The sequence below is a fragment of the Kordia algicida OT-1 genome, assembly GCF_000154725.1.
GTDB classification, from domain to species: Bacteria; Bacteroidota; Bacteroidia; order Flavobacteriales; family Flavobacteriaceae; genus Kordia; species Kordia algicida.
In genome coordinates this window covers 491,569-516,749 of record NZ_DS544873.1, presented here as the reverse complement: position 1 = coordinate 516,749, position 25,181 = coordinate 491,569, and the positions used below count along the sequence as shown (strand labels likewise).

26 protein-coding genes and 1 CRISPR repeat array are annotated in these 25,181 nt (G+C 32.1%); of the genes, 18 read left to right on the top strand and 8 right to left on the bottom strand.

The annotated features are described in order from the left end of the window. The 9 genes from KAOT1_RS02310 (at position 1) to KAOT1_RS02270 (ending at position 4,080) form a co-directional block, all read left to right on the top strand. The gene (locus tag KAOT1_RS02310; protein ID WP_007093071.1) at positions 1-744 is read left to right on the top strand and encodes a LytR/AlgR family response regulator transcription factor; all 744 of its coding nucleotides are present in this window, start codon (positions 1-3) and stop codon (positions 742-744) included. A gap of 680 nt (positions 745-1,424) precedes the next feature. Further along, positions 1,425-1,643, top strand: coding sequence for a RebB family R body protein (locus KAOT1_RS02305; RefSeq protein WP_007093070.1), 219 nt, complete (start codon positions 1,425-1,427; stop codon positions 1,641-1,643). An 18-nt stretch (positions 1,644-1,661) separates the two neighbouring features. Further along, positions 1,662-2,210 carry a hypothetical protein gene (locus tag KAOT1_RS02300; protein WP_007093069.1) on the top strand — a complete coding sequence of 183 codons (549 nt, stop codon included), beginning with the start codon at positions 1,662-1,664 and terminating at the stop codon, positions 2,208-2,210. 37 nt (positions 2,211-2,247) lie between these two features. Further along, positions 2,248-2,430, top strand: a complete 183-nt coding sequence (locus KAOT1_RS02295) for a hypothetical protein (RefSeq protein ID WP_007093068.1) — start codon at positions 2,248-2,250, stop codon at positions 2,428-2,430. Positions 2,431-2,435: 5 nt separating this feature from the next. Further along, a complete protein-coding gene (locus tag KAOT1_RS02290) occupies positions 2,436-2,795 on the top strand; it encodes a hypothetical protein (protein WP_007093067.1) in 360 nt (119 codons plus the stop codon). Positions 2,796-2,820: 25 nt separating this feature from the next. Then, positions 2,821-3,072, top strand: coding sequence for a hypothetical protein (locus tag KAOT1_RS02285; protein ID WP_007093066.1), 252 nt, complete (start codon positions 2,821-2,823; stop codon positions 3,070-3,072). 29 nt (positions 3,073-3,101) lie between these two features. Further along, positions 3,102-3,368 (top strand): RebB family R body protein, encoded by a 267-nt coding sequence (locus KAOT1_RS02280; protein ID WP_007093065.1) that lies wholly within the window; start codon positions 3,102-3,104, stop codon positions 3,366-3,368. 85 nt (positions 3,369-3,453) lie between these two features. Further along, positions 3,454-3,717, top strand: coding sequence for a RebB family R body protein (locus KAOT1_RS02275; RefSeq protein ID WP_007093064.1), 264 nt, complete (start codon positions 3,454-3,456; stop codon positions 3,715-3,717). Between the two features lie 102 nt (positions 3,718-3,819). Beyond that, positions 3,820-4,080: a RebB family R body protein gene (locus KAOT1_RS02270; RefSeq protein WP_007093063.1), complete on the top strand. Its 261-nt coding sequence runs from the start codon at positions 3,820-3,822 to the stop codon at positions 4,078-4,080. 53 nt (positions 4,081-4,133) lie between these two features. Here the strand turns inward: KAOT1_RS02270 and KAOT1_RS02265 are convergent, their stop codons facing one another. From KAOT1_RS02265 to KAOT1_RS02250, 4 genes are all read right to left on the bottom strand, one after another. Then, positions 4,134-4,811, bottom strand: coding sequence for a response regulator transcription factor (locus KAOT1_RS02265; RefSeq protein ID WP_007093062.1), 678 nt, complete (start codon positions 4,809-4,811; stop codon positions 4,134-4,136). After that, a complete protein-coding gene (locus tag KAOT1_RS21785) occupies positions 4,804-5,487 on the bottom strand; it encodes a sensor histidine kinase (RefSeq protein ID WP_162014330.1) in 684 nt (227 codons plus the stop codon). The genes KAOT1_RS02265 and KAOT1_RS21785 overlap by 8 nt, the downstream gene beginning before the upstream one ends. A 348-nt stretch (positions 5,488-5,835) precedes the next feature. Then, positions 5,836-6,408: a hypothetical protein gene (locus tag KAOT1_RS02255; RefSeq protein ID WP_007093060.1), complete on the bottom strand. Its 573-nt coding sequence runs from the start codon at positions 6,406-6,408 to the stop codon at positions 5,836-5,838. Further along, a complete protein-coding gene (locus KAOT1_RS02250; RefSeq protein ID WP_007093059.1) occupies positions 6,408-6,686 on the bottom strand; it encodes a hypothetical protein in 279 nt (92 codons plus the stop codon). Before KAOT1_RS02250 ends, KAOT1_RS02255 begins: the two co-directional genes overlap by 1 nt. 943 nt (positions 6,687-7,629) lie before the next feature. On the opposite strand from KAOT1_RS02250, the gene KAOT1_RS02245 reads away from it, so the two are divergent. From KAOT1_RS02245 to KAOT1_RS02205, 9 genes are all read left to right on the top strand, one after another. After that, positions 7,630-8,247, top strand: coding sequence for a GNAT family N-acetyltransferase (locus tag KAOT1_RS02245; RefSeq protein WP_007093058.1), 618 nt, complete (start codon positions 7,630-7,632; stop codon positions 8,245-8,247). After that, positions 8,244-9,440: an argininosuccinate synthase gene (locus KAOT1_RS02240; protein ID WP_007093057.1), complete on the top strand. Its 1,197-nt coding sequence runs from the start codon at positions 8,244-8,246 to the stop codon at positions 9,438-9,440. The genes KAOT1_RS02245 and KAOT1_RS02240 overlap by 4 nt, the downstream gene beginning before the upstream one ends. Further along, positions 9,437-10,414 carry an N-acetyl-gamma-glutamyl-phosphate reductase gene (gene argC, locus KAOT1_RS02235; RefSeq protein WP_007093056.1) on the top strand — a complete coding sequence of 326 codons (978 nt, stop codon included), beginning with the start codon at positions 9,437-9,439 and terminating at the stop codon, positions 10,412-10,414. The genes KAOT1_RS02240 and argC overlap by 4 nt, the downstream gene beginning before the upstream one ends. A gap of 11 nt (positions 10,415-10,425) precedes the next feature. Continuing rightward, the gene (locus tag KAOT1_RS02230) at positions 10,426-11,556 is read left to right on the top strand and encodes an aspartate aminotransferase family protein (protein ID WP_007093055.1); all 1,131 of its coding nucleotides are present in this window, start codon (positions 10,426-10,428) and stop codon (positions 11,554-11,556) included. Further along, entirely contained in the window at positions 11,549-12,484 is a 936-nt protein-coding gene (locus tag KAOT1_RS02225) for a Rossmann-fold NAD(P)-binding domain-containing protein (RefSeq protein ID WP_007093054.1), read from the top strand. Before KAOT1_RS02230 ends, KAOT1_RS02225 begins: the two co-directional genes overlap by 8 nt. Positions 12,485-12,486: 2 nt before the next feature. Continuing rightward, on the top strand, positions 12,487-13,263 hold the full coding sequence (gene argB, locus KAOT1_RS02220; protein ID WP_007093053.1) for an acetylglutamate kinase: 777 nt from the start codon (positions 12,487-12,489) through the stop codon (positions 13,261-13,263). After that, a complete protein-coding gene (locus tag KAOT1_RS02215) occupies positions 13,260-14,324 on the top strand; it encodes a M20 family metallo-hydrolase (RefSeq protein ID WP_007093052.1) in 1,065 nt (354 codons plus the stop codon). The genes argB and KAOT1_RS02215 overlap by 4 nt, the downstream gene beginning before the upstream one ends. A 90-nt stretch (positions 14,325-14,414) precedes the next feature. Beyond that, positions 14,415-15,689: an argininosuccinate lyase gene (argH, locus tag KAOT1_RS02210; RefSeq protein ID WP_007093051.1), complete on the top strand. Its 1,275-nt coding sequence runs from the start codon at positions 14,415-14,417 to the stop codon at positions 15,687-15,689. A 165-nt stretch (positions 15,690-15,854) separates the two neighbouring features. Then, positions 15,855-17,552: a hypothetical protein gene (locus tag KAOT1_RS02205; RefSeq protein ID WP_007093050.1), complete on the top strand. Its 1,698-nt coding sequence runs from the start codon at positions 15,855-15,857 to the stop codon at positions 17,550-17,552. Between the two features lie 62 nt (positions 17,553-17,614). Continuing rightward, a CRISPR array of direct repeats spans positions 17,615-18,648; the repeat unit is 46 nt; unit sequence GTTGTGAACTGCTTTCATTTTGTAATTTTACGTGAGCAATCACAAG. 109 nt (positions 18,649-18,757) lie between these two features. Here the strand turns inward: KAOT1_RS02205 and cas2 are convergent. From cas2 to KAOT1_RS02185, 4 genes are all read right to left on the bottom strand, one after another. Continuing rightward, positions 18,758-19,102: a CRISPR-associated endonuclease Cas2 gene (gene cas2, locus KAOT1_RS02200; RefSeq protein WP_007093047.1), complete on the bottom strand. Its 345-nt coding sequence runs from the start codon at positions 19,100-19,102 to the stop codon at positions 18,758-18,760. A gap of 11 nt (positions 19,103-19,113) precedes the next feature. Beyond that, positions 19,114-20,004 (bottom strand): type II CRISPR-associated endonuclease Cas1, encoded by an 891-nt coding sequence (gene cas1, locus KAOT1_RS02195; RefSeq protein ID WP_007093046.1) that lies wholly within the window; start codon positions 20,002-20,004, stop codon positions 19,114-19,116. A 12-nt stretch (positions 20,005-20,016) separates the two neighbouring features. Then, on the bottom strand, positions 20,017-24,192 hold the full coding sequence (gene cas9 / locus KAOT1_RS02190; protein WP_007093045.1) for a type II CRISPR RNA-guided endonuclease Cas9: 4,176 nt from the start codon (positions 24,190-24,192) through the stop codon (positions 20,017-20,019). Positions 24,193-24,809: 617 nt separating this feature from the next. After that, a partial coding sequence (locus KAOT1_RS02185; protein WP_007093043.1) for a T9SS type A sorting domain-containing protein occupies positions 24,810-25,181 on the bottom strand: 372 nt, incomplete at its 5' end.

Below are 25,181 nucleotides of genomic sequence, written 5' to 3'. Positions count from 1 at the left end.
ATGGAAAATTTACACATTTTATTGTTGGAAGATGATCTTTTGGAAGCAACAAATTTACTGCAATTGCTCACCAAACATGACTATCGAGTAACTCATGCAAAAACGATAATAGAAGCGCATAAACACGTAAAAAACACTATTTTCGATATGACAATTTTAGACATTATGATTGATGGAAAACCACAAGGAATTGATCTTGCGGTGCAATTGGCAAAAGAAGATATTCATATTCCTTTTATATTTTTAACCAGCATTCACAGTCGTGCTATTTTTGATAAAGCCAAATACACAAAACCTTTTTCCTACTTGCTAAAACCTTTCAATGAAATGGAACTTTTGTATACCATTGAACTTGCTATTGGAGAATATCACAAACAAAAAGATGCGCCAACTTTAGCATCAAATAATACAATTATTACGCCCGAATTTTTATTTGTAAAAGATAAAATGAAGGTGGTAAAAGTAACTGTTGATACCATAAATTACATAAAAGTAGATGGCAAATACTGTCATTTGGTGTGTGATGAGAGTTCGTATTTGATAAAATTATCACTCTCCAAAACAAAAGAAGTCTTGGCGAATCCTAATTTCACATATACACATCGCAATTACTTAGTAAACATTCAAAAAGTAAAAGAAATTTACACTTCCGATCGTTCTGTAATGCTTGAAAACGAAGAACTGATTCCGATAAGTTCTCGATATTTGGAAAGTTTTTTAAAAGATAGTACTTTTTTTAAGTAACCTAAATTTATAGTTATTTAACGTCAGTTCGATATAAATCATTCAATTTATACTTATAGTAATTTTAGAAATAATTATTCTACATAACTCATTTTCAGTATTTTATTTTCGTTTTCTTTGCTTACCCAAAGAAAAGAAACAAAAGAAAGGGAACTTTTCCAGAGGTATTTTTAGTTTTTCTTTTAGGGAAAAACTAAAACCGCATGAGTTTTTCTAAATTTTCTCCAAGGTTTCGAAAATTTTTAACGAAAAACTCCTGCTATACTGCGGAAAAGAAAAGCTTCAAACTAAAGTTCTTACATCGAACTCACGTTATTTACAAAAGCTAATTCGGTATTAGGAATAACTTCTGATGCTTTCTTGTGATGATTCTTCTAAAATTACTAAAAGACGTCCACATTATTTTCTGTTGAAAAACTACACTTAAAATCTACCATTAAAGCTTGAAAACACACAGTTTCAAACTTCATCTATCTTTCTACATAGTAAGCTTTTACCTCATCAAAAAATCAACACAGAGTATTCCCTTGTTTTTTTAAAGAGAAGTATTCTCTGACGGAATTACCATTTGTGTTTCAGAGATTTGTAAAACAAAATCAGAGTACTAACCAATCATCAAGAAAATTGTGAGTATTAAAATTTCATAACAAATATTATAGGATGATTATAACCAAAAAATTATGGCGGATAATTCAACAGTTAACGGACAAGTCACAGATGCGGTAACGCAAACCAATGTTACAGTATTAGGCGAATCACCAGCACAGGCGCTGAGTAATTTATACCAAATGGCAACACATGCAAATGGTATGGCGATGCAAAACTCAGTTTCCAATCAGCAGAACTTAAACCAATTAAATCCTGTGATCGTCGCAGATGCAATCAATCTATTGAAATAATACTAAAAAACAGAACTCATGAGCGATCAAAATAATATGACACAAGGAATGGCGGAAACGCAAAATGCAATTGATTATATCAATAAATCGGTACTACAACCAGACGTTGACGCAATTTCAGGAACAGCGGCTCCAATGGTAGATCAAGCGGTAGGAATGATGGTGCAGGATTTACAATCATTTCTAAAAGGTTTTGAACAGATAAGTCTTGTGGCATTAGCCAAATTAGCCAATAATATTTTGACCTATGGGACATATTTTGATGGAGGTACTTCCGACAATAACGTTACTGCTTCAGTAAAAACGGGAGTTTCAGATAATCCGCAGACCTTAGAAACCGAAAATCCAATAAATCTTGATTCGGAAGTCTTAAAAGGATTGTTTTCTTCTGTTGGTGAATATGGAAAGCTGAAAGCTGAAATTAATCAGATATATGGTGCTGGACAAGTTTCAAGGACAACACAAAATTCAAGTTCAGCTTCAAATTCAACTTCAAACTCAACTTCAAATTCAAATTCAAGTTCAAGTTCAAGCCCAAATCAACCTGAAAAAAAAACTAACAAATGAACTTGATACTAAACCAAATCCTGTAAAAGCAGCAGAATTGTTTGAGCGTTTAAAAACTACAGATCTAGAAAGTGAAGACGTACATAAACATAAAATTGAATCTGAAAGTAAGGTAGAAACTAAAAATGATGATGGAAATACTGAAAATGATTCAAACGAAGACGATTCAACCTCAAAACCAGCGAAGAAGAAGTCTTTTTGGCCTTTTAGAAGAAAATAAAATATATGAAAAATTCAGTATCACAGCATGTTTGCCCACATTGCAAACAACCAATTACAGCAAATAATTCTTCACAAAATCTTTCAGAAGTTATCAGTAAAAATGAAGACGAAATTGTAGAAGAAATCAAAACAAAAGCCGTAAAAGCAACGATGAAAGCCATCAGACCATTGCTTGATAAGCTAGAAGAAGCAGCAAAACAACAATCGCAAGAAGCGCAACAATCAACCAATACTGCTACTCCAGATTTTCAAAGTCAGATGCAAATGATGCAAGCTGCTGCACGAGAAAAGATGAAAATGAGAGAGTTAAAAGTGCAAGCAAAGATGCGGAATTTTCAAGGTAAAATAGCCAAACGTAGTTAGTCTGCTAATTTTTAAAATGAACGCAATGAAGAAAAAGGCAAAAAAGAAGAAAGCTGTAAAAAAAGTAGCAAAACAAACGATTGAAAAGAATGAAAACAATTTTACTGAAAACTCCTTTTTCGTACAAGCTGCCAATCATCAATTTCTTCAGTTTAAGATGGGATTTGAAAAATTTGAAGCAGATGTCAAACAAATATTACAATTAAAACCCAAAAAAGATCGTGTTTTTACAAAACGTACAAGTCGGTTTGAAACACTCAAAAATAGATTCAAATAAATTATTAATTAACCACAAAACAAATCGTTATGTCAAAAAATGTCAATAAACAGATAACAGATGCGGTTACACAAACCAACGTACAAGTCGTCGCGGATGCACCTGCGATAGCGTTGGCAAATGTATACCAAACTGCGGCGCACTCTACAGGATTAATGTTTGCAAATTCTGTAAATGCACAGAGTCAGCAAAATATTTTGGCACAAGCTGCCACGACACAAGGAATCCTCCAAATTTATAGCTTAAACACAATGTCTGATGCAGCTTCTATTATAAAGCTTTTCAAAGATCGTTAAGCAATTTTATACACATACAATCGGATCGACTGATTGTTTTATTACTAACCTAGAATACCATGTATTCTTTTAAAATTACATAATTATGTCACACGTAAATGACCAGATTACAGATGCAGTAACACAAACCAACGTACAAGTCGTCGCAGATGCGCCAGCAGTAGCATTGGGAAATGTGTATCAAACTGCAGCACACTCCACAGGATTAATGTTTGAAAATGCTGTAAATGCACAAAGTCAGCAAAACATTTTAGCACAAACAGCCACCACACAAGGAGTTATGCAAATTTATAGCATTGATACCATTTCGGATGCAATGGCTATTTCACAAGAGTTAAGCGCGTCGTAAGCGTTACAAATCATCAATTAACAAACTACAGTTGTACAGATACAATTGTACTATTTCTAACCAGAGAGTTTTTAAAAAATTCTCAAAAATCAATTTAATATTATGTCACAAGTAAATCAACAAATTACGGATGCAGTAACACAGTCTAATGTAAAAGTGGTTGCAGAAGCACCAGCAATGGCTTTAGGAAACGTGTACCAAACTGCGGCACATTCAACAGGATTAATGTTTGAAAATTCAGTGAATGCGCAAAGTCAGCAAAACATTTTAGCACAAACAGCTACGACACAAGGTGTGATGCAAATTTATAGCTTTGATACCGTTTCTGATGCAATTTCTATTTCTAAAATTTTGGAAGCATAGTAGGAATTACCCAGCTTTTAGCGAGAAGATTGTTTGCGATTTTCTCGCTAATTTTAACGATCAAGTAATAACAAATCGTCAGCACTGACAATTTTATTCTGAATTGCATAAATGACCAAACCTGCGGTATTTTTTACACCAGTTTTAAGAAGTAAATTTGTTTTGTGTGTTTCTACTGTTTTGGGTGAAATAAAAAGTTGCTCTCCTATTTCTTTTGTAGTGAATTGTTGGCAAAGTAGTTTTAAAATATCTGTTTCTCGACTGGTAAGCGCATCTTTACTTTCAACAGTAAACTCAGGCACTTTTTTTGAAAGTTGTAAACGCATGATTTCGAGTTGCTCTTTTAAAAAATAATGTTCTTTTTTATGTACAGTTTCAATAACCGTAACGAGTTCTTCAGGCTCTATATCTTTGGGAATAAACGCATTGGCTTCAAGTTTCATCATTTGCCCAAGAAACGATCTGCGGTAAAAGGTTGATAATACAATTGTTTTTATCGCTGCCGCTTCCTTTTTTAATTCTTTGAGCACATCCAAGCCGCTTCCGTCATCCATGCGCAAATCGAGTAATAAAATAGTTGCTGTCAGTGTTTTGTAGTCTTTTAAAAAAGTATCGCCATTGGTTGCGGTGTAAACAATTTCCATATGCTCCTGTCCGTTGATAAACTGACTGAGTAATTCTGTGAATAATGTATCATCGTCTACGATTGCAATTTTTATAATTTCATCCATGCCCATGTTCATTTAATTGAGGAATAAAGATAATAAACATTGTGTATTTTCCTAACATTGTTTTAAACTTAAACTTACCTTTTATGATTGAAGAACGAAAAATAATGTTTTTTAAACCAATTCCATTATGTGTATTATTCGGATTAAATCCACAACCATTATCTCTGACAACTAAAGCTGTTGATGTTTCAGAATGGCGAAATTGCACATGTACTTCTGTCGCTTTGGAATGTTTTAAGATGTTATTGATAAGTTCTTGAAAAATTCGGAAGATATTGAGTTTTACCTCATTGGATAATAATTGTTTTTTGGGAGATTGTAGCACGCAATAATTTACTGCGACTTGTTGTTGAATTTGCGCTAAATAGTCTTCAAATAAATAGGAAAGTTCACCAGGATTGCTTTCTAAAGGTGTAAAATTGTGTGAAAGCTCTCGTACAATTTTCATGGAAGTTTGGAGATTGTTTTTTAAAAGATGGAGATTGTTTTCTTGTAGATTCATACGCATTAAATGAAATCTTCCAATCACATTATCATGCAATTCTTGTGCAATGCGTTTTCGGTCTTTTTCTTGAAAACAAAGTAGTTTCTGCGTGTATTCAGTTTTTAGTTTGATGCCAATTTCAATAGAATGATTCGTGATTTTTTTGAGTTTCGTGTGGTATTGTTTTGTCAACAAAAGAAACATTAGCAAAAAAAAACTAATTACGCCAATGACTATCCAAATACAAGATATAATTTCGAGTTGTTTTCCGTGTATTTCCATTTTGAAAAAAATTAAAAGTAACTCCACTTTTCTTAGTTTTTATGATGTATAAAGACAAGAAATATGGTATTCAAAATTGGAGAAATATAAAGTTGACTATAAAAAAAATGTTTCTAGCGTAGCGTGACTGCTTTTTAGTGTCTATTTTTTGGGCATGAGTGCAGAAAGAATTTTGAGAAAAACTATCTAAAAAGAGAAAAACCTTGCATACAACAAGATTTTTCTCCTTCATAATAACATGTAAACTTTAGAATAATATTACATCGGCTGATCTAAAAGAATCATTCCGTAAACCAAAGTATCTCTATCGCGAATATGTCGCCATTTCATCACTTTTACTTTTAACGGATTTCCTAATGAATCTGTAATTGCAACTTTTATATTCATTGGCGTTCCTGTAAAAGCTACTGAAACATCGTAATTGTAATACAAATCAGCAATATGTTTCGGATAGTATTCATAATCTGTTTTTCCGATATATCGGTATCGATCGTAATCAAAATTATGTCCCATCATGGCTACATACGCTGGATTGAAATATTGAGCAATGAAGCGGTTTCCACGTTTTAGCTTTTGAAAAACGGGCATCGGAAACGTCTCAAAATTTCTGTTGTACAATATCATATTGGAAATCAACGCATTATTCATTGTTTCCAAACGCCCTACTCTTTCTACCAAGCCTTCATTTTTTAATCGTAAACTGTAGGCAGATACGGAAAGAACCGCGATAGGTATATAGGTTAGCAATCGATATTTTTTTGTAGCTGAGACGAGAAATGCTAACCATTTTTTCTTTGATCTCAGTTGTTCTTCTGTGTTTGTATTTTCCATCAAGAAATCATTTTTTTAAGTGCATTTTTTATAAATAATCCTAGATTGTTATTCACAATTCCGATAAATTTTCCACTAGAACACACTGCAAATCCTAGTACTACTAATATGGTTCTTGTCCTTGAAAATTGTATTTCTTCCATACCAATAATCATATATGCGTACATTGGTTGAATTAATGGAATAATAAACACCAAGAAACCGACCAATCGTACAATAAATACCCAACGTCGTTGCGATTTATTATCTCTGTTTTCAACTATTTTTACTGAACTCATCTTCTTAAATTAAATTATACGAACTCAAAGAATTGCAATCATTAGAAAACTCCCAAAAATCAATAAATAGTTATTGTTTGGTGATACGTGGTTGGTTTTTAATTTGAAATATTTTTAGGATGATATGCTTTGTAAACGCTATAAAACAGTTGTTTTGATAGATATACTGAGAGAAATTATCATGAAAATGTTATCTGATTTTAGCTTATACAGCATTTTTCTGTGAGAAGAAACGAAATGGAAATCATCTGAATATGTTGTAAAAAGCTACTATTTGTGGCGTATGTATGATAATTGTATATAATTGTACTCGGCATCTTTATTGACTAAAAATCCTTTGAACTACAAAAATACGAAAATACAAAAGTGTTTTGTATTGTTTTTACGTTTCCTGCCTGTAGTTTCAGTAAGAAGTTAGATAGGTTCATATACCTACTAAAGTAATTTATGAAAATGAATAGCTAAAAATATTGATACCAAAAATCAGATAATGTCTTAAAACCTAAAATTTATTTCATAAATGGTATGTCAAATTATGAACTCCTCATAAAAAAAGTACTTTTTTTACGTTTTTCACAATATTTATCAAAAAATGATACTTTATGCTATCTCATAAAACTATAATTTGTAGGTTTGTAATCATGATTTCACAATATAAAACACATACAACAATACCCACTGTGCGTTTACGCCGCTGTCGCTGCTAATTCTACAATCTAGCATCAATTATTGTGTATACACCGTTTTATTTATTAGTTCTTGAATCATTTAATATCCATATCATTTTATCAAATTCCTGTTATTGTAATCAATAACAACGCTCCCGTACGCCGCTTTTTCTTTCGTCGCCCGTAAGGGTACATTTCTATTTGGGAACTTCGGTGTGTCCAGTTCTTCTTTTCAACATACATCAAACAAAATTATAATTTTTTAAATACGCACAATGGAAATTGTCATTGCTAGCAGTTCACATATGGTTTATGCTGAAACTATTTGTGAAACCATTTTACAGGCTGCCCAAGTAAGAGGTACAGGAATCGCCAAGCGACAACCTCAATACATCATTTCAAAAATGGAACAAGGAAATGCAGTCATTGCCTTAGATGGCGAAAAATTTGTAGGCTTCTGCTATATTGAGGCTTGGAGTCATGGGAAATTTGTTGCCAATTCTGGACTCATTGTTCATCCCGATTATAGAGGAAAAGGCATTGCGAAAAAAATCAAAAAGAAAGTTTTTGAACACTCTAGAACCAAATTTCCCAATGCAAAAGTATTTAGCATTACCACAGGACTTGCCGTAATGAAACTAAACAGTGAATTAGGTTATAAACCTGTAACATTCTCAGAATTGACAGGAGACCAATCTTTTTGGAATGGTTGTCAAACCTGTAAAAACTTTGATGTACTAAAACGAACACAACAAAAAATGTGCTTATGTACAGGCATGTTATACGATCCAAATTCTAGTAATTCCAAGCAAAAAACCAACGTAAAAGAAAACGTGTTCAAAAGATTAAAAAGCATCAAACATACATTGTTTCTAAAAAAAGATAAAAAATGAAGACTCCCAAAAAATTAGTACTTGCCTACAGTGGCGGTTTAGATACGTCGTACTGCGCCGTACATTTAAGTAAAGATTTACATTTTGAAGTACATGCTGTAAGTATCAATACCGGCGGATTTACACAAAAAGAAATTAAAAAAATCGAAGAAAACGCTTATAAAATGGGCGTATCAACCTATAAAAATATTGATGCTGTTTCCACTTTTTATAAAAAAGTAGTCAAATATTTAATCTTTGGAAATGTATTAAAAAACAACACCTATCCATTATCTGTTAGTGCCGAACGTATTGTGCAAGCAATTGAAATCATTGAATATACCAAAAGTATTAATGCACAATATATTGCACATGGAAGTACAGGCGCGGGAAATGATCAAGTGCGTTTTGATATGATTTTTCAAACCTTGGCTCCAGAAATTGAAATTATTACACCAATTAGAGATCAAAAACTAACGCGTGAAGCAGAAATCAATTATTTAAAAGAAAATGGTATCGATTTGTCTTGGGAAAAAGCAAAATATTCAATCAATAAAGGACTTTGGGGAACAAGTATTGGTGGAGAGGAAACCCTAACTTCTCACAAAAAATTGCCTGAAGATGCATATCCCAATCAATTAAAAAAACAAGAAACAGAAAAAGTTAAACTTACTTTTTTTCAAGGAGAATTAGTAGCTATTAATGGACAAAAAAATACTCCAGAGATCAATATCGAAATGTTAAATTCCTTAGCTTCAGTTTTTGCTATTGGAAGAGATATTCATGTCGGAGATACTATTGTTGGCATTAAAGGCAGAGTCGGATTTGAAGCAGCAGCAGCAATTATTTGTATCAAAGCACATCATTTACTTGAAAAACATACGCTGACTAAATGGCAATTGCAACACAAAGAATACTTAGCCAATTTTTACGGAATGCATTTGCATGAAGGACACTACTTAGATCCTGTAATGCGTGATATGGAAAGCTATTTTAAAAGTAGTCAAACAAACGTTTCTGGACATGTTTTTATCACGCTAAAACCTTATCATTTTACACTAGACGGTATTCAATCAGATCATGATTTGATGCAAGCAAAATTTGGCAGTTATGGCGAATTGAACTCAGGTTGGACAGCCGACGAAGCAAAAGGTTTCATCAAAATTATAGGAAATCAAAATAAGATATATCAACAAGTAAATTCATCAAAATGATACAAATCGGAATTATAGGTGGAGCAGGTTATACCGCAGGAGAGCTTATTAGATTATTACTACACCATACAAAAGTGAATATCAATTTTGTATTCAGTACTTCAAACGCAGGAAATAAAATTAGTGATGTGCATCAAGATTTGATAGGTACCACAAACATGTTGTTTACAAATACTATCAATCTTGAAGTTGATCTTATATTTTTATGCTTGGGACATGGAAATTCAAAAGCTTTTCTAACACAACATACTTTTTCAAAAAATACTAAAATTATTGATTTAAGTAATGATTTTAGATTGACTCATGATAAAGAATTTAAAAACTTATCATTTGTATACGGATTGCCTGAATTACAAAAAGAAACCATCAAAAAAGCACAACATATTGCAAATCCAGGTTGTTTTGCTACTGCGATTCAATTGGCATTGTTACCATTAGCACATTACAAACTATTACAAAATGATGTGCATATTAACGCCGTAACTGGTGCCACTGGCGCAGGAACTTCCTTGTCTAAAACCACTCATTTTGCATGGAGAGATAACAATTTTTCGTACTACAAACCTTTCACTCATCAACATTTAGGAGAAATCCATCAAACCATACAACAATTACAAACTGGTTTTGATGCTGCAATTAATTTCATGCCAAATAGAGGTAATTTTAGCAGAGGTATTTTCGCCACAGCGTACACCAAATTTGAAGGAAGCTTGGAAAAAGCCCAAAAACTATATACCAATTTCTATAAAGATGCTGTATTTACGCATGTTAGTTCAAAGCAAGTACATTTAAAACAAGTGGTAAACACCAATAAATGCTTAGTACATCTTCACAAACACGAAAATAAATTATTAATCACAAGTACCATTGACAATCTTTTAAAAGGTGCTTCTGGTCAGGCAATTCAGAATATGAATTTACTTTTTGACTTTGAAGAAACAGAAGGATTACAACTGAAAGCCAACTTTTTTTAACAACAAAAATCATGAGTTTATTTAACGTATATCCCTTATTTGACATCACTCCTATTTTCGCAAAAGATGTTTTTGTGTATGATAAAAACAACACTAAATATCTTGATTTGTATGGTGGTCATGCGGTAATTTCTATTGGACATTCACATCCAACATACATTTCTTCTATTACGAATCAACTGCAAAAAATAGGCTTTTATAGCAATTCTGTTCAAAATCCGTTACAAGAAAAGTTAGCCCAAAAACTAATACAACTTTCTAATTGTAAAAACTATGAATTATTTCTATGTAATTCTGGAGCAGAAGCAAACGAAAATGCTCTAAAACTAGCTTCTTTTCATACACAGAAAAAAGGTGTTTTAGCCTTTAAAAATAGTTTCCACGGAAGAACCTCAGCAGCTGTTGCTGCAACAGATAATGCTAAAATTATAGCACCAATAAACGCACAGCAAAAAGTAAATTTTATTGAATTAGGCGATTTAGAAGCCGCAGAGAATATCCTGAAACAAGGCAACACTTGCGCCGTAATTATAGAATGTATTCAAGGTGTTGGCGGTTTGGACGAAAGTACTACCTTATTTTATCAAGGATTGGAAATTCTTTGTAAGAAATACAACTCTTTATTGATTGCAGATGAAGTTCAAGCTGGTTTTGGACGAACGGGCGATTTCTTTTCATTTCAAAAACATCTCATTACGCCAGATATCATCTCAATGGCAAAAGGTATGGGAAATGGTTTTCCTATTGGTGGTATTTTAATCCACCCAAAAATTAAAGCTTCTTATGGTTTGTTAGGAACTACATTTGGAGGAAATCACTTAGCATGTAGTGCTTCTTTGGCAGTGCTAAATATTATAGAAAAGGAACAATTAATGCAGCATGTGACTAAAATTTCTGAGTACTTTCTAGCGGAAGCAAAAAAACTACCCAAACTTAAAAATACCAAAGGAAGAGGTCTGATGTTAGGATTAGAATTTGACTTTCCTGTGGCAGAATTACGCAAAAAACTAATCTATAAACATCATATTTTTACAGGAAGTGCCGCCAATCCAAATGTATTGAGAATACTTCCTCCGTTGACGATTACGAAACAACACATTAAGCAACTTTTTGAAGCATTAAAAAAGGAAATACATGAATAAATATACAAACATTCACGATGTGGCAAACATTCCCGAAACTATTCAGGAAGCCATTCAGTTGAAAGAAAATCCATTCTCACACAAAAATTTAGGAGTCGATAAAACATTGTTAATGCTTTTTTTTAATGCAAGTTTACGAACGCGATTAAGTACAGAAAAAGCGGCAAAAAATCTAGGAATGAATGTGATGATTTTAAATGTAAACGACACTTGGAATTTAGAATTTGAAGAAGGCACTGTCATGAATTTAAACAAATCAGAACATGTAATTGAAGCTGCACAAGTGATTTCGCAATATGCAGATATTATTGCTGTTAGAGCTTTTCCAAGTTTAACCGATAAAGAAAAAGATACTTCCGAATGGATTTTAAATAGCTTTCTAAAGTACGCAACAGTTCCAATTATAAACATGGAAAGCGCCACAATGCATCCGTTACAAGCCTTAGCAGATGCTATTACTATTGAAGAGTTGAAAATAATCCAAAAACCCAAAGTAGTTTTATCTTGGGCGCCGCACCCAAAAGCCTTGCCACAAGCAGTTGCAAATTCGTTTGTGAAAATGATGCAGTCGTTAGAAACCAATTTTAGTATCACACATCCAAAAGGTTATGAACTCAATTCAAAAATTACTAAGAACACTCCTATTTATTACAATCAGAAAGAAGCCTTAAAAGATGCTGATTTCGTATACGCAAAAAACTGGAGCAGTTATGAATCGTATGGAAAAGTATTGCATCAAGACTCCGATTGGATGCTTACAAAGGAAAAACTAAAGACAGCAAAATTTATGCATTGCTTGCCTGTGAGAAGAAATATTATTGTAGAAGATGCTGTGTTAGATGGTGAAAATTCTGTTGTCATTCAACAATCAGCTAACAGAGTATTTTCTGCACAAATTGTATTGAAAAAAATCTTGGAAAACTTGTAATTATGGAACGATTAAAAATTGTAAAAATTGGCGGACATATTATTAATGATGAAACTGCTTTGAATGCTTTCTTGGATGATTTTTCTAAATTAAATACACCTAAAATTTTAGTACATGGTGGCGGAAAGTCTGCATCAACTCTTACACAACAAATGAATATTGAAGTACAAATAATGAATGGAAGACGCATTACAAATGCTGAAACATTAGATATTATTACAATGGTATATGCAGGAAAAATTAATAAAACAATTGTCGCAAAATTGCAAGCTAGAAACACCAATGCTATTGGATTTTCTGGCGCAGATGGCAATAGTATTACAGCTATAAAACGTCCTGTAGAAACGATTGACTATGGTTTTGTAGGCGATATTCAAAAAGTACACATTAAAACTCTAAAACTACTTTTAAATCACGGAATCACACCTGTTTTTTGCGCGATTACACATGATAAAAATGGTCAATTATTAAATACCAATGCAGATACAGTAGCTTCTGAGTTGGCGATTGCTTTCGCGAATGCCTATGCAACAGAATTGTATTATTGTTTTGAAAAAAATGGTGTCTTAGAAGATGTCAATAAGGATAATTCTGTGATTGAAATAATTGATTCTAAAACCTATCAAACCTTACTTGAAGGCAATAATATTTCTGAAGGAATGCTCCCTAAACTCACCAATTGTTTTCATGCAATAGCGCATCAAGTTAAAAAAGTCCACATTGGAAAATCGGCAATGCTTTTACATACAAATACAAAACACACAACAATTCAAAAATGAACTCTATAACACTAACAAACGAGGCAATTGTATTGCTAAAAAAGCTTATCGAAACACCTTCTTTTTCTTCTGAAGAAGAAGGTACGGCGAAGCATATTGAAAATTGGTTTCAACAGCATGAAATTCCTTTTAAAAGAAAGAATAATAATATTTGGGCAACTAATTTACATTTTGACGAAAACAAACCAACGTTGCTATTAAATTCACATCACGACACCGTAAAACCAAACAATGGATACACAAAAAATCCGTTTAAAGCCATTGTTGAAAACGGAAAACTCTATGGTTTGGGAAGTAATGATGCTGGCGGCTGTTTGGTTTCTCTTATCGCTACATTCACTTATTTTTATGCGAAATCGGATTTGCAATACAATCTTGTGATTGTCGCTTCCGCAGAAGAAGAAAGTAGTGGAGAAAATGGTTTAAATAGTATGTTATCTATCATTCCTAAAATTGATGTAGCAATTGTTGGCGAACCTACATTGATGCAGTTTGCAATTGCTGAAAAAGGGTTGGTTGTTTTTGATGCTGTTGTAAAAGGAACACCAAGTCACGCTGCACATCCAAATACAGATAATGCCATTTATAATACCATAGACGTTTTGAAATGGTTTCAAGAATTCACTTTTGAGAAATCTTCTTCGGTTTTGGGCGATGTAAAAATGACCATAACGCAAATTAATGCAGGAAAACAACACAATGCAGTTCCTGCAAATGTAAAATTGGTTGTAGATGTTCGTGTAAATGATGCGTATACAAATCAAGAAGTTGTGGATATATTGAAGAAAAAATCGCCTTGTTCTGAAATTATTCCGAGAAGTTTACGATTGAATTCTTCTTCCATTCCAGAGAAACATCCGTTGGTGCAAGCAGGAATAAAATTAGGCAGAGAAACATATGGTTCTCCTACGCTGTCAGATCAAGCTGTATTAACTTGTCCGTCTTTAAAATTAGGTCCAGGCGATAGTACGCGATCGCACACTGCAGATGAATTTATTTATTTGAAGGAAATTGAGGAAGGCATTGAGCTATATATTAAAATATTGAAAGAAATTGTATAAAAGTAGTGTTGAGCTGTGAGCTATTAATATTGAGATTTTTCAAAAGAACATTTCTCAATATTCAATACCAACTATTAAAATCAAAAAAATATGAAACTTTGGGATAAAGGAATTGATATCGATAAAACGATAGAAGCATTTACGGTGGGAAACGACAGAGAGATTGATATATACATTGCCAAATATGATATATTGGCTTCAATAGCACATGCCAAAATGTTAGAAAAGATTGAAATTATTTCATCAGAAGAATTACAACAACTTCTTGAAGGGTTGGAGGTTTTACTTGCACAAATAAACGATGGAACTTTTGTAATCGATTCACATTTTGAAGATGTACATTCTAAGATTGAATATGAGCTGATTCAAAAATACGGCGATGTTGGAAAAAAGATTCATACGGCACGTTCTAGAAATGATCAGGTTTTGGTGGCGTTACATTTGTTTTACAAAGACAATTTAAATAGTATTAAAAATAAAACCCACACATTATTTGATACTTTGCTACAATTGGCAGACGCATATAAAGAAGCTCTCTTGCCAGGTTACACACATTTACAAGTTGCTATGCCTTCTTCATTTGGATTGTGGTTTTCTGCGTATGCAGAATTATTAATTGATGATGTATATTTGTTAGATGCAGCTTTGAAAACTGTAGACCAAAATCCGTTAGGTTCAGCGGCAGGTTATGGAAGTTCATTTCCGATTGATCGAAATTTTACCACAGAAGTATTGGGTTTTCACACTTTAAAATATAATGTTGTTGCCGCACAAATGAGCAGAGGAAAAAGTGAACGAACTGTGGCAATGGCTTTAGGAAGTTTAGCAAATACTTTAGCTCGATTTGCTATGGATGTTTGCCTGTATATGAGTCAAAATTTTGATTTCATTGCTTTCCCTGATGCATTGACAACTGGAAGTAGCATTATGCCACATAAAAAAAATCCTGATGTTTTTGAATTAATTCGCGGAAAATGCAACAAAATTCAGGCATTATATACAGAGGTATTACTCATTACAAATAACTTGCCAAGTGGTTATCATAGAGATTTTCAGCTCTTAAAAGAACATATGATTACTGCTTTTGAAGACCTAAAAAATGTTTTAGAAATCTTAAATCATTCCATCAAGCAAGTACAACTTAAGGAAATTGACTTTACTGATGAAAAGTACAAGTATCTTACTACCGTAGATAGTATTAATAATTTGGTAATGAATGGTGTTTCCTTTAGAGAAGCCTACAAGAAAATTGGAAAACAAGTAGAAGACGGAACATATTCTTCAGAAATTTCTAAAAAGCATTCGCACATTGGTAGTATTCATAATTTATGCTTAAAAAAAATAAAAGTAAAGTTCCCCGTTTAATATATAAAGCTTATAAAAACAAGAAAGCCTTACTATTTCTAGTAAGGCTTTGTCTTGTGACCCCGAACTTTCAAAGCTCGAACTTTTTGATCGAAGATTTAAGAGAAATTAGCCTGTTTGTAAATGAGCATGCTTCATTATTAATCGCTTCATAAGATATTAATAATGAAGCATGCTCATAATAGTACAGCAACAGTTCAAAATGGTAGTAGCTTCATTATCATTAAAGATCGAATTCCAAAGAAAACATTACGTCCTTATATATTAAGTGAAGATCGTTTACAGATGTTGAAACGTTATAGAAGCTTTGTGAATTCTTATAATGACTCAGTAAAAGAACTGAACAAAGAAGTTTCTGTTTACAACAAAAGCGTTCAAGAATTTATTGCAACCTATAATTTAAAACAACAAGCCGTTACTGCTCAATTTAATTTTGAGAATAGACAGCAACAGAATTCAAAAGTGAAATGGCTTTCTATTAAAGATTATAATTCCTTAGTAGCATCTACTAACGGAAATATGTTATTACTTCCTAAAAGAAAGTATTCTAAAATAAAAGCCATGCATGAGCGTACTTTTGAAGTTATCTTATGGTTATATGGAAATCAGTTAAGTGAACTTAGAAAGCATTTAACAGCATTAGATACCAATCTTGCAGTTAGCTTTCCAAAAGTCAAAATTACCGCTACAGCGATTGCACATTTAACCAATGACGGAGAACGTAGAATTTTATATTCTTCTCGTACAGTCCAAAATCATATATATCGTTTACGTGATGCAGGAATTATTACCGATTACAGTTTTCACGGAACTAAAAAACCTGTTCATTTCTTTATCAATGAAGCCATTTTTCAAATGCATGATAAATCTTTGACTTCAGATGACAATCAAACTGTTACGGATTTTTTAACGAAAAAAGTTCGTGATAAAAGTGAAGATACAAGAACATTTACTAAAGAAATAATAAAGAAAGTAGGGAATGTTGATAACCATTCCCAAAATTCGGAAGTATTTTCATTTGCTACTGAAAATAGTAGCAAAAACAAGAACCCTCACAAGATCCCCAAAAAGGATGATCGCATAAAATTTTCCAATGAAAACGCAGGCAAACTAGGCGGCGAAATTTTCCCCAAAAACTGCTTATCCGAGTACTTACGGAGTCAAATACAGTATAGAAGTGAATTGTTTCAAGCATTAACAGCAAATCATTACGATACTTACAGCTTTTCAGCTTCCAATATGAATAAACGCTTGGAAGTAGAAGCGATCAAAGGAGCTATGTCAAGAGAAGAATATAGAGAATTACTGTTACAACTATTTTTGAAAATGGCAGCACCTATTTGGAAAGACATGAATGTGTATTATGGAAGTTGGCATAATGCATATATTCATATTGATGATGAATACTTGCGTAATCCAAACGGAAGCATTCCAAGAAAAGAAACCTTATTGTACATGTTTGGCTTTTTAGTCTACCGAATAAATCGTGCAAAACGTTTCTTTAACAGTAAAAAAGTATATCGTATTCACTATCCATGTATTTATTTTGACCCAACACGAAAAAAAGCAAGTGAAGGCGGATTTGCGTATACGCTTCAATGGCTCAAACAGTATCAAAAATATAAAGATTTACGAGCAACAAGAAAGCAACAAAGAGCAACAAAAGCAGGTGCAAGAAGAAAACAGAAAACCAATGAAGAAAAGGTGCGTGATAAAATTAAGCAATATATAAAAGACGAAATCACATTACCACAAATTTATACTTACATAGAGACCAACAAAGGCATTCCGAATTACTTTGTGAGTGAAGTTCCTAGATTTATAGAGATTGAAACTAATAAGGAATTTGATTTGTATGAGTAAGTATTTTGTAATTTTACGTGAGCAATCACAAGGAAACCTTACGAAATACGATTGTATCCGTCGTTGTGAACTGCTTTCATTTTGTAATTTTACGTGAGCAATCACAAGGATAACGCTATTGCAAAACTGGCAGTAAGAGTTGTGAACTGCTTTCATTTTGTAATTTTACGTGAGCAATCACAAGAAATTATTATAGTAAGGTTAGTACTCAGGAGTTGTGAACTGCTTTCATTTTGTAATTTTACGTGAGCAATCACAAGAAAGAAAATGAATAAAGTAACACTAGGAGGGTTGTGAACTGCTTTCATTTTGTAATTTTACGTGAGCAATCACAAGAAAGACCTTTAATTGATTATTTTAATTTCTGTTGTGAACTGCTTTCATTTTGTAATTTTACGTGAGCAATCACAAGTTCACTAGCTATTTTTATTAAATCCCTTTTGTTGTGAACTGCTTTCATTTTGTAATTTTACGTGAGCAATCACAAGTGCCGATTTAATCTCGTTATCCAACTCCATGTTGTGAACTGCTTTCATTTTGTAATTTTACGTGAGCAATCACAAGACAAAATCACAAATCACTTCATGTTTATTTGTTGTGAACTGCTTTCATTTTGTAATTTTACGTGAGCAATCACAAGTGATAAATCGACATGATTCCAATCTGAGCAGTTGTGAACTGCTTTCATTTTGTAATTTTACGTGAGCAATCACAAGGTTGTAATTCTCGTTTGGAAATTGGTATTGGTTGTGAACTGCTTTCATTTTGTAATTTTACGTGAGCAATCACAAGATAGATAATCCATATTGATGCTACCTAAGTGTTGTGAACTGCTTTCATTTTGTAATTTTACGTGAGCAATCACAAGGTATTTCTTTTATCGAAAGGAATAAAAATAGTTGTGAACTGCTTTCATTTTGTAATTTTACGTGAGCAATCACAAGAATTATTTAGAAGTTCCAATTCTTCGTCTGGTTGTGAACTGCTTTCATTTTGTAATTTTACGTGAGCAATCACAAGAAAAACCATTCAGCCTGTGAAGTGATTATTGTTGTGAACTGCTTTCATTTTGTAATTTTACGTGAGCAATCACAAGGTCAATCCCGAATTATTGAGTAATACCAATACTTCGGGATTACTTTTTAGAATTTAAAAAAAACCTTTTTTGTTATGAATACATTAAAAACTAATTGATTTTTTTAATCCTAAAATAGCTCTAATTGTTGCACGGGTTGTGGGATGTCAACTTCTTTTACACCATGAAATAACTCCATTTTTTCAAATTGTTTGTCGGTTATTTCTAAGATACAGACTTTCCCCTGTTTGGGTAGCATCTGCTTGACTCGTTTTGTATGAACTTTAGCGTTTTCTCTACTAGGACAATGACGAAGATATATAGAGAATTGAAACATGGTAAAACCGTCATCGATCAATTTTTTACGAAATTGAGATGCAGCTCGTCGCTCTTTTTTGGTTTCTGTTGGTAAATCAAAAAATACTAATACCCACATAATTCTGTATGCGTTGTAACGATTTGCTTCAAGTAACATATCATAAGTTATTAATCAAGTTCAGGATATTTTATTTGCCGTAATTCTCCGTAGTAACATTTGTATAAACTAGCTGTCGTCGTGGTTACTGCTACCATCAGTGGTCTTTCTAAACCATCAATCCATACATCTTGAGTAGCTATATTTAATAAATACGCTTTGCAATCTTTTGAAAGTTTTTCGGGAACTCCATACTGTGTGACATAGTTGTATACCATTTTATCTACAAAAGGTCTGTACGGCTCCATTATATCATCTGCCAAGCAATACGGATTGTATTTGTTACGATGAAAAATTCCCAATACAGGTAACAATCCGCTTGACACCAACGCTCTCGCTACAATGCTTCGCAATACAGCATATCCAAAATTTAGCATATTGTTAGGTGAATGCCCAAAACGCTCTCTAGTAAAGTTTTCAAATAGATGCTTCCAATGGTGTTGTGCTGCTTTCCCTTCACAATTGGTCGTATCTCCACTTTTTACATTTTGCCAATACAAATCCATTTGTTCGTATGGCTTCTCATTCAATCTTAAAAGTGTCTGTTGATTTTTTATTTTTTGTTCCACTGTTTGCTTCCATAATTGCTTTTTTAACGGTTCAGAAGCTTTTAATTGATATTTTACACGATCTGAGTGTTCTGTATGTCCATGTAAAGGAAGCATTACGCCAAATGGCAAATGATGCGCATCACAACTTATGATGGCAACATTATTTCCTTGAAGTTTTATTACTAATTGGTTACTTAGTGTAATTTGATAATGGTCGAGCATCAGTAATGCCATATCCTCAATAGGAACCGTGCCTTTGATGCTTTTGTCTTCAGGATTTTCTACTACTAATTGTTTTTGTTTGAGTTTTAAATAAGCGGGGGAACCAATGTAAATGGTACGCTTTATCATAACTTAACTTTTTTAATATTCTCCTATGTGTACAATTTTTCCGATGTGATTGATTCTTACTTTTACCAATTTTTCGAGCATTCCTATGCTTTTTAATTGATAATAAGTTATTCCTTTTAATTCTTTTTTATCTATTAATTCAGTCTCTAAATGATGTCTAAAAACATAATCTCTAACAGCAGAGTTACCATAAGTTACTTTTGAAAACTTTTGAACTCTGAATAAGTATTTAGAAATAAGCTCATTGTTTTTTGGATTTCCTATATCAATCTCTTTCGGGTTAAAATCTTCCGACGGAAATACAAACATTTCATTTTGCTTCATTGAAAATAAAAATTTCCAATCCAAATGTGAATTAAATGATTTGTCAATTATTGGTAAACCTAAATTAACTCGTGAAACAACTTCATAAAATGACACTACTTTGTCGTGCAGTTTTCCGTCTTTATCTTCATAGATAGCAACATGATGATTGTTTCCTGTGCTTATAAAGTCAACTGGAGTACTTTTATTTTCATCATCTAAAATTATTTTTCCTAAATGATCTTTTTTAACATGTAATGGTTCTGCATTTTTGAGAGCTTCAATGCGAACTTTTTTTATACAAACTCCTTTTTCTTTATCTTTCCAAATAGGATTTTTTTCCAAGTTTGAAAAGGCTTCTTTAGCATTTCCATTATAGTCAGCAAGTCTTTTTTCTAGTATACGTCTAATACCTACATCTAAAACTTTTTGTAAACTTTTTTCATTCTTAAAATTATCAGAATTTACTTCTTTTCGTATTACATATGAGTTTTCAAAATAACTTAATTTAACTGTGTCGGGAACTTTTTTTCCACTTGTTATATCAAAATATAGAGGATTTTTACTCAACGCATTTTTTCCTGAAAAAGCTTTTTTTGGATCGTTTTTAAAACTAGCTAATCTTTTTAATAAAGCTTCTCGATAAGCTGGTTTAGTTACTTGTAGTATTTTTTCGTGTGTAAACTTACTTGACACTTTTTCTTTAGTCACAATTACTTTCTTTGCGTGACCATAAATAGTCTCTTTGTGTAACTGACCTCTTGGCGTCAACTGAATTTTTTCATTAAATACTCCTTTCGTTTTTGTCTTGGTTCTGTTTTTATTTTTTGTTACTACTTTATTTTTGTTTTTGAAAGAGATTAATATTCCTTCCAAATGATTTTTAGCATGACTTCTGAAGTTCTCCATTGGAGGAATAAATTTTCGCTTCTTAGTTTTTCCTACTATATATACTTTAGTAATGGCTTGTTTTATAGCATATAGTCTGCTTTTCTCATGATCGGTATCAACTCCATTCAATCCATGAGTTACATTCAAATTATTTAAGTATTGTATGTGATTATGCGTAGTAAAAGCCACTGTTAAAGCATCCATTGCGTGATGACGATGATCGTTTCGCTTTGTCCAATCAATGATTTGCTCTATTTTATTTCCATTTTTACGTTCAATGAATTCGGTCAATCCTAGAGTTCTATATTTAGGCAAATTCAATTCCTTCATTACATTAACTAAGTCCCAGTCTTCACGAAGTTTGTCAGTGATTCTTCCGCTTGTAGGAACGACTGATCGAAATACTTCTTTGAGCATTGCTGTTGCTTTTTTAGCAATATATTGACTATTTCTTAAATCTCTTTCAATGAAATCTTCAGGCAAATTTTGCCGTGTCATCAGTAACTTTTTGTATTTCCCTTTACTAATTCGCTTTGATTGAAATAATGTTTCTACTCTTGCTTTGTAATTATCTAAATCATCCAAGTGTTTACTAGAGATAAAGTCAAAAGCGGTAGCGTCTGCTTTAGCTAAATTTACATTTCTGTAAGCTAAAGTTTTGTTAGAAAAAGAATCGTCAAATAAAATTGCTTTAGGTATAATATGTTCTATATCAACATCTTTAGAGAACAATTGCTCTTTAGGTATATATTTATTTGTGAACAAAGTTTTGTATCCATTATCTTTTAGTTCGTCATATAGTTTATAACGAATTACATCATTTTTAGAAGGATTTTGTATCCCAAAATCTTTTTGGAGAGTTTTCCGAATGTTTTGATTTTTTAATGTAGCATCATTGATATGTTTTGATAAGTCTGCACGTTGTTTAGCTGATTTTTTGAGTTCGCGTGCCAATTCTATACGAACCTCATCAGGTTTGCCATATTCATCAATCAATTGATTAATTAAATTTACTTTCTGATTTAAAATCTTTTCGACTACAGGATTACGTAAACTATTTTTAGGTAATAGTTCTAATTTATCTTTCAATTTTCTGTTTTGTTGTTGCTCTTTGGTCAAAGAATTAGAAGGATTATAACCTACAATAGTACACGCTTCATAAAAGCTATTTCCACTTTCCAAGTATGGAAGTATTTTTTTAATAGCTTTCGCACTAAGATTTCCATAATCTTGTTGTAGAGAAATGTTAGCTAATAAATTACCATACTTGGCTTCAAAGCCATATTTCTGATGAAGCTGTTTTTTTAGTTTTGTATTGATATTTCCATATATCAATTTATCTTCTTCAGTTGCCTTGTCAGTATCTTCTGCCGAGTATAATAAATGCCATAATTGATAGCTTTTTTGTTTATCGAAATCATTTTCTTCAATTGATGCGTCAAAATTTAGAATAGCAGTATCAATACCAACATCTTTAAAAATTGCTTGTAATTCCGCATTAATTTCAAAGGCATGTTTTTTAGACCAATCAAAACCATAACCTAAATCATCTGCAATGTTTTGGTATACATTATACAACACTTGATTGGTTCGATTTCCTTCAATTTCATCAAAATTAGACTTCCAATATACTGGCGTTTCTAGACCAATTAGTTTTTTAATTTCTTTTATTTTTAACGTACCTCTTATATTCAATTCTGCAAAAACAAACTGCCTTGTTTCATCATCCAATTCACTAAAAAAGATTTTTTCTTTGCTTTGCGTGTGTACAAATTCTAAATAATTAAGGTTTTGCCATATTTTGAATTCTTGAAATAACGGAGAAGACTTTGGAATTGCTTTGTGATGTTTTTCAAATAGACAGTCAGAAATTAAGTGTTTTTGTGATTTTAATTTACGTTGATAAAATATCACAACATCTCGAATTTCTTGCTTTAATTCGTTGGTAAGTTCATCGTAAAATTTAGCTTGTGTTTCCCAAATTTTTTCAAATTCATCCAAATAATCCTGACGATAAAACACCTGATTTCTTAGTGAATTATGCCGATTTTTTACTAACTGACCATATAAATATTCTCCAACCGTTTCATTATTAAAATACAAGGCTTTACTACGATCGCTAATTGCTCCTAAATATCCACTTGACTTGTTGATATTGTTATTAATTTCAACCAATACATACGCTACTTCTTCAATAGAGAGCTGCTTTTTTACAGCTTCACTTCTCCATTTATAATATTGTAATTTTACGGCATCCCGTTTTCCTTTATTTTCTGCGGTATATACTTGATGAATTGCTAAAAACAGTTTGCGAGTATTCTCTTTTCCTTGTCCTTTTAACTTTAAGTAGAACTCATCCGTTAAGATTGAAGAATAAAACTTCTTTTGAAATTGCCAAACATCATCAAATTCTGCTTGCAAATCCGATCGATAAAAGTCTGGAATGTAATTTTTACCATCTTGAAGGATATTATATACATATTGTCCAGGTGTTAATTGATTGTCATATAATTCCTTCGCAATAGCCATTCCGTCAATCGTAAAGCCTTCATCTTCATTTTTTTCTTTTCTACTACTTTTATAGCCTCTTTTTTTATTAATAGATAATAGTATACGAGCAAATTCTTCTAGTGATATTTTTTCTTGAGTAGCTTTTGAACGCAATTTTAATGTTTGGTGTGTTGTGTTCTTACCAACTTCGGTTAATATTGTTTCATTACTGATGATATGATGTTTCAATAATAAATTTATAAGATTTTTTCTTCTGAGTTTAAAACGCTGTAAATTTCTACGGGCACTTCTTTTACTTGTTCTATCAGCATTTATAGATAATGGCCTTCCTTTTTCAAAATTTGTTTTTTCATCAACTGACAAAGGATTAACTCGAACACCCAATTTTACAATACTTGATTGCTCATGTTCATGTTCTGCTTCGTTTACCAACGCCCAACCAATGGAATTCGTTCCTAAATCTAACCCTAGAATTTTTTTCATGTAATATAATTTTTAACAATTTAAAAAAATAATTTAAAAAACTCATACACTTCATATATAATTTATATATATTTGTTGAAAATAGTTAAGAACCTAATGCATGAGGTTTCGAATTTCGTGTCCAAAGCGAATTTCTGGCAAATAAGTTTGTTTGGCTATTTTATACACATCATTGATTTGAATGAAGTGTATTTTGTGAAATGCTTTAATTTTTTTCTCGATTCTACTTCACTGAACATGAAGAATTATTTTATAAAAATGAAGTAAAAGTTATTACTATCCTTACGGAAAACCATACTTTTTTAAACTTTTTTTTATGTATATTGCCAATACAAAATGAAAGCATTTCACAATAAGGATTATTCCGTTGTGAAAACATTTAAAGCGGCATCATCGATGTCGCTTTTTTCTTTACCCTTGACTTTTAAATAGTTCATAAAAGCAACCATGAAATCAGCAACAGTTTGCAACAAGAATCCAGTAGTGTCGCATAAACTGTGTAAGTGTAGAATCTTTCTTAGAGATATTTTAAGGTATGAAATTAGCTTAATAAAAAAGAGAGGTCTTTAGTTAAAATTACCTCTCTAAATATTGCCCAAGACTAATTCATCAAATATTTAGTACTTGATGAATTTAAAGTTTTTAATACCTCTATCAGTTTCGATTTTTAGAACATAAACTCCATTTTTCAACTCACTAATGTTTACTGTTAAACGAGCATCATTTTTTGTTTTTTTAAAGACTTCTTGCCCAATTAAATTATAGATGGACAGCTTTTCTATTTCATTTACTTCAAGATTTTTGATGGTTAGTATGTTTGTAGTGTCGTCATAAATTAAATGAACATCACTTAAAAACACTTCGTTTATTCCTAGTGTTGTTGATTCCTGAAAGACAATACTAAATCTTGTAGCTTCTACTACAGCATCTAACCAAATTGTAGCATCTGAGTTTGACAAATTGTAGTATATATCATTATGAATGTCTTT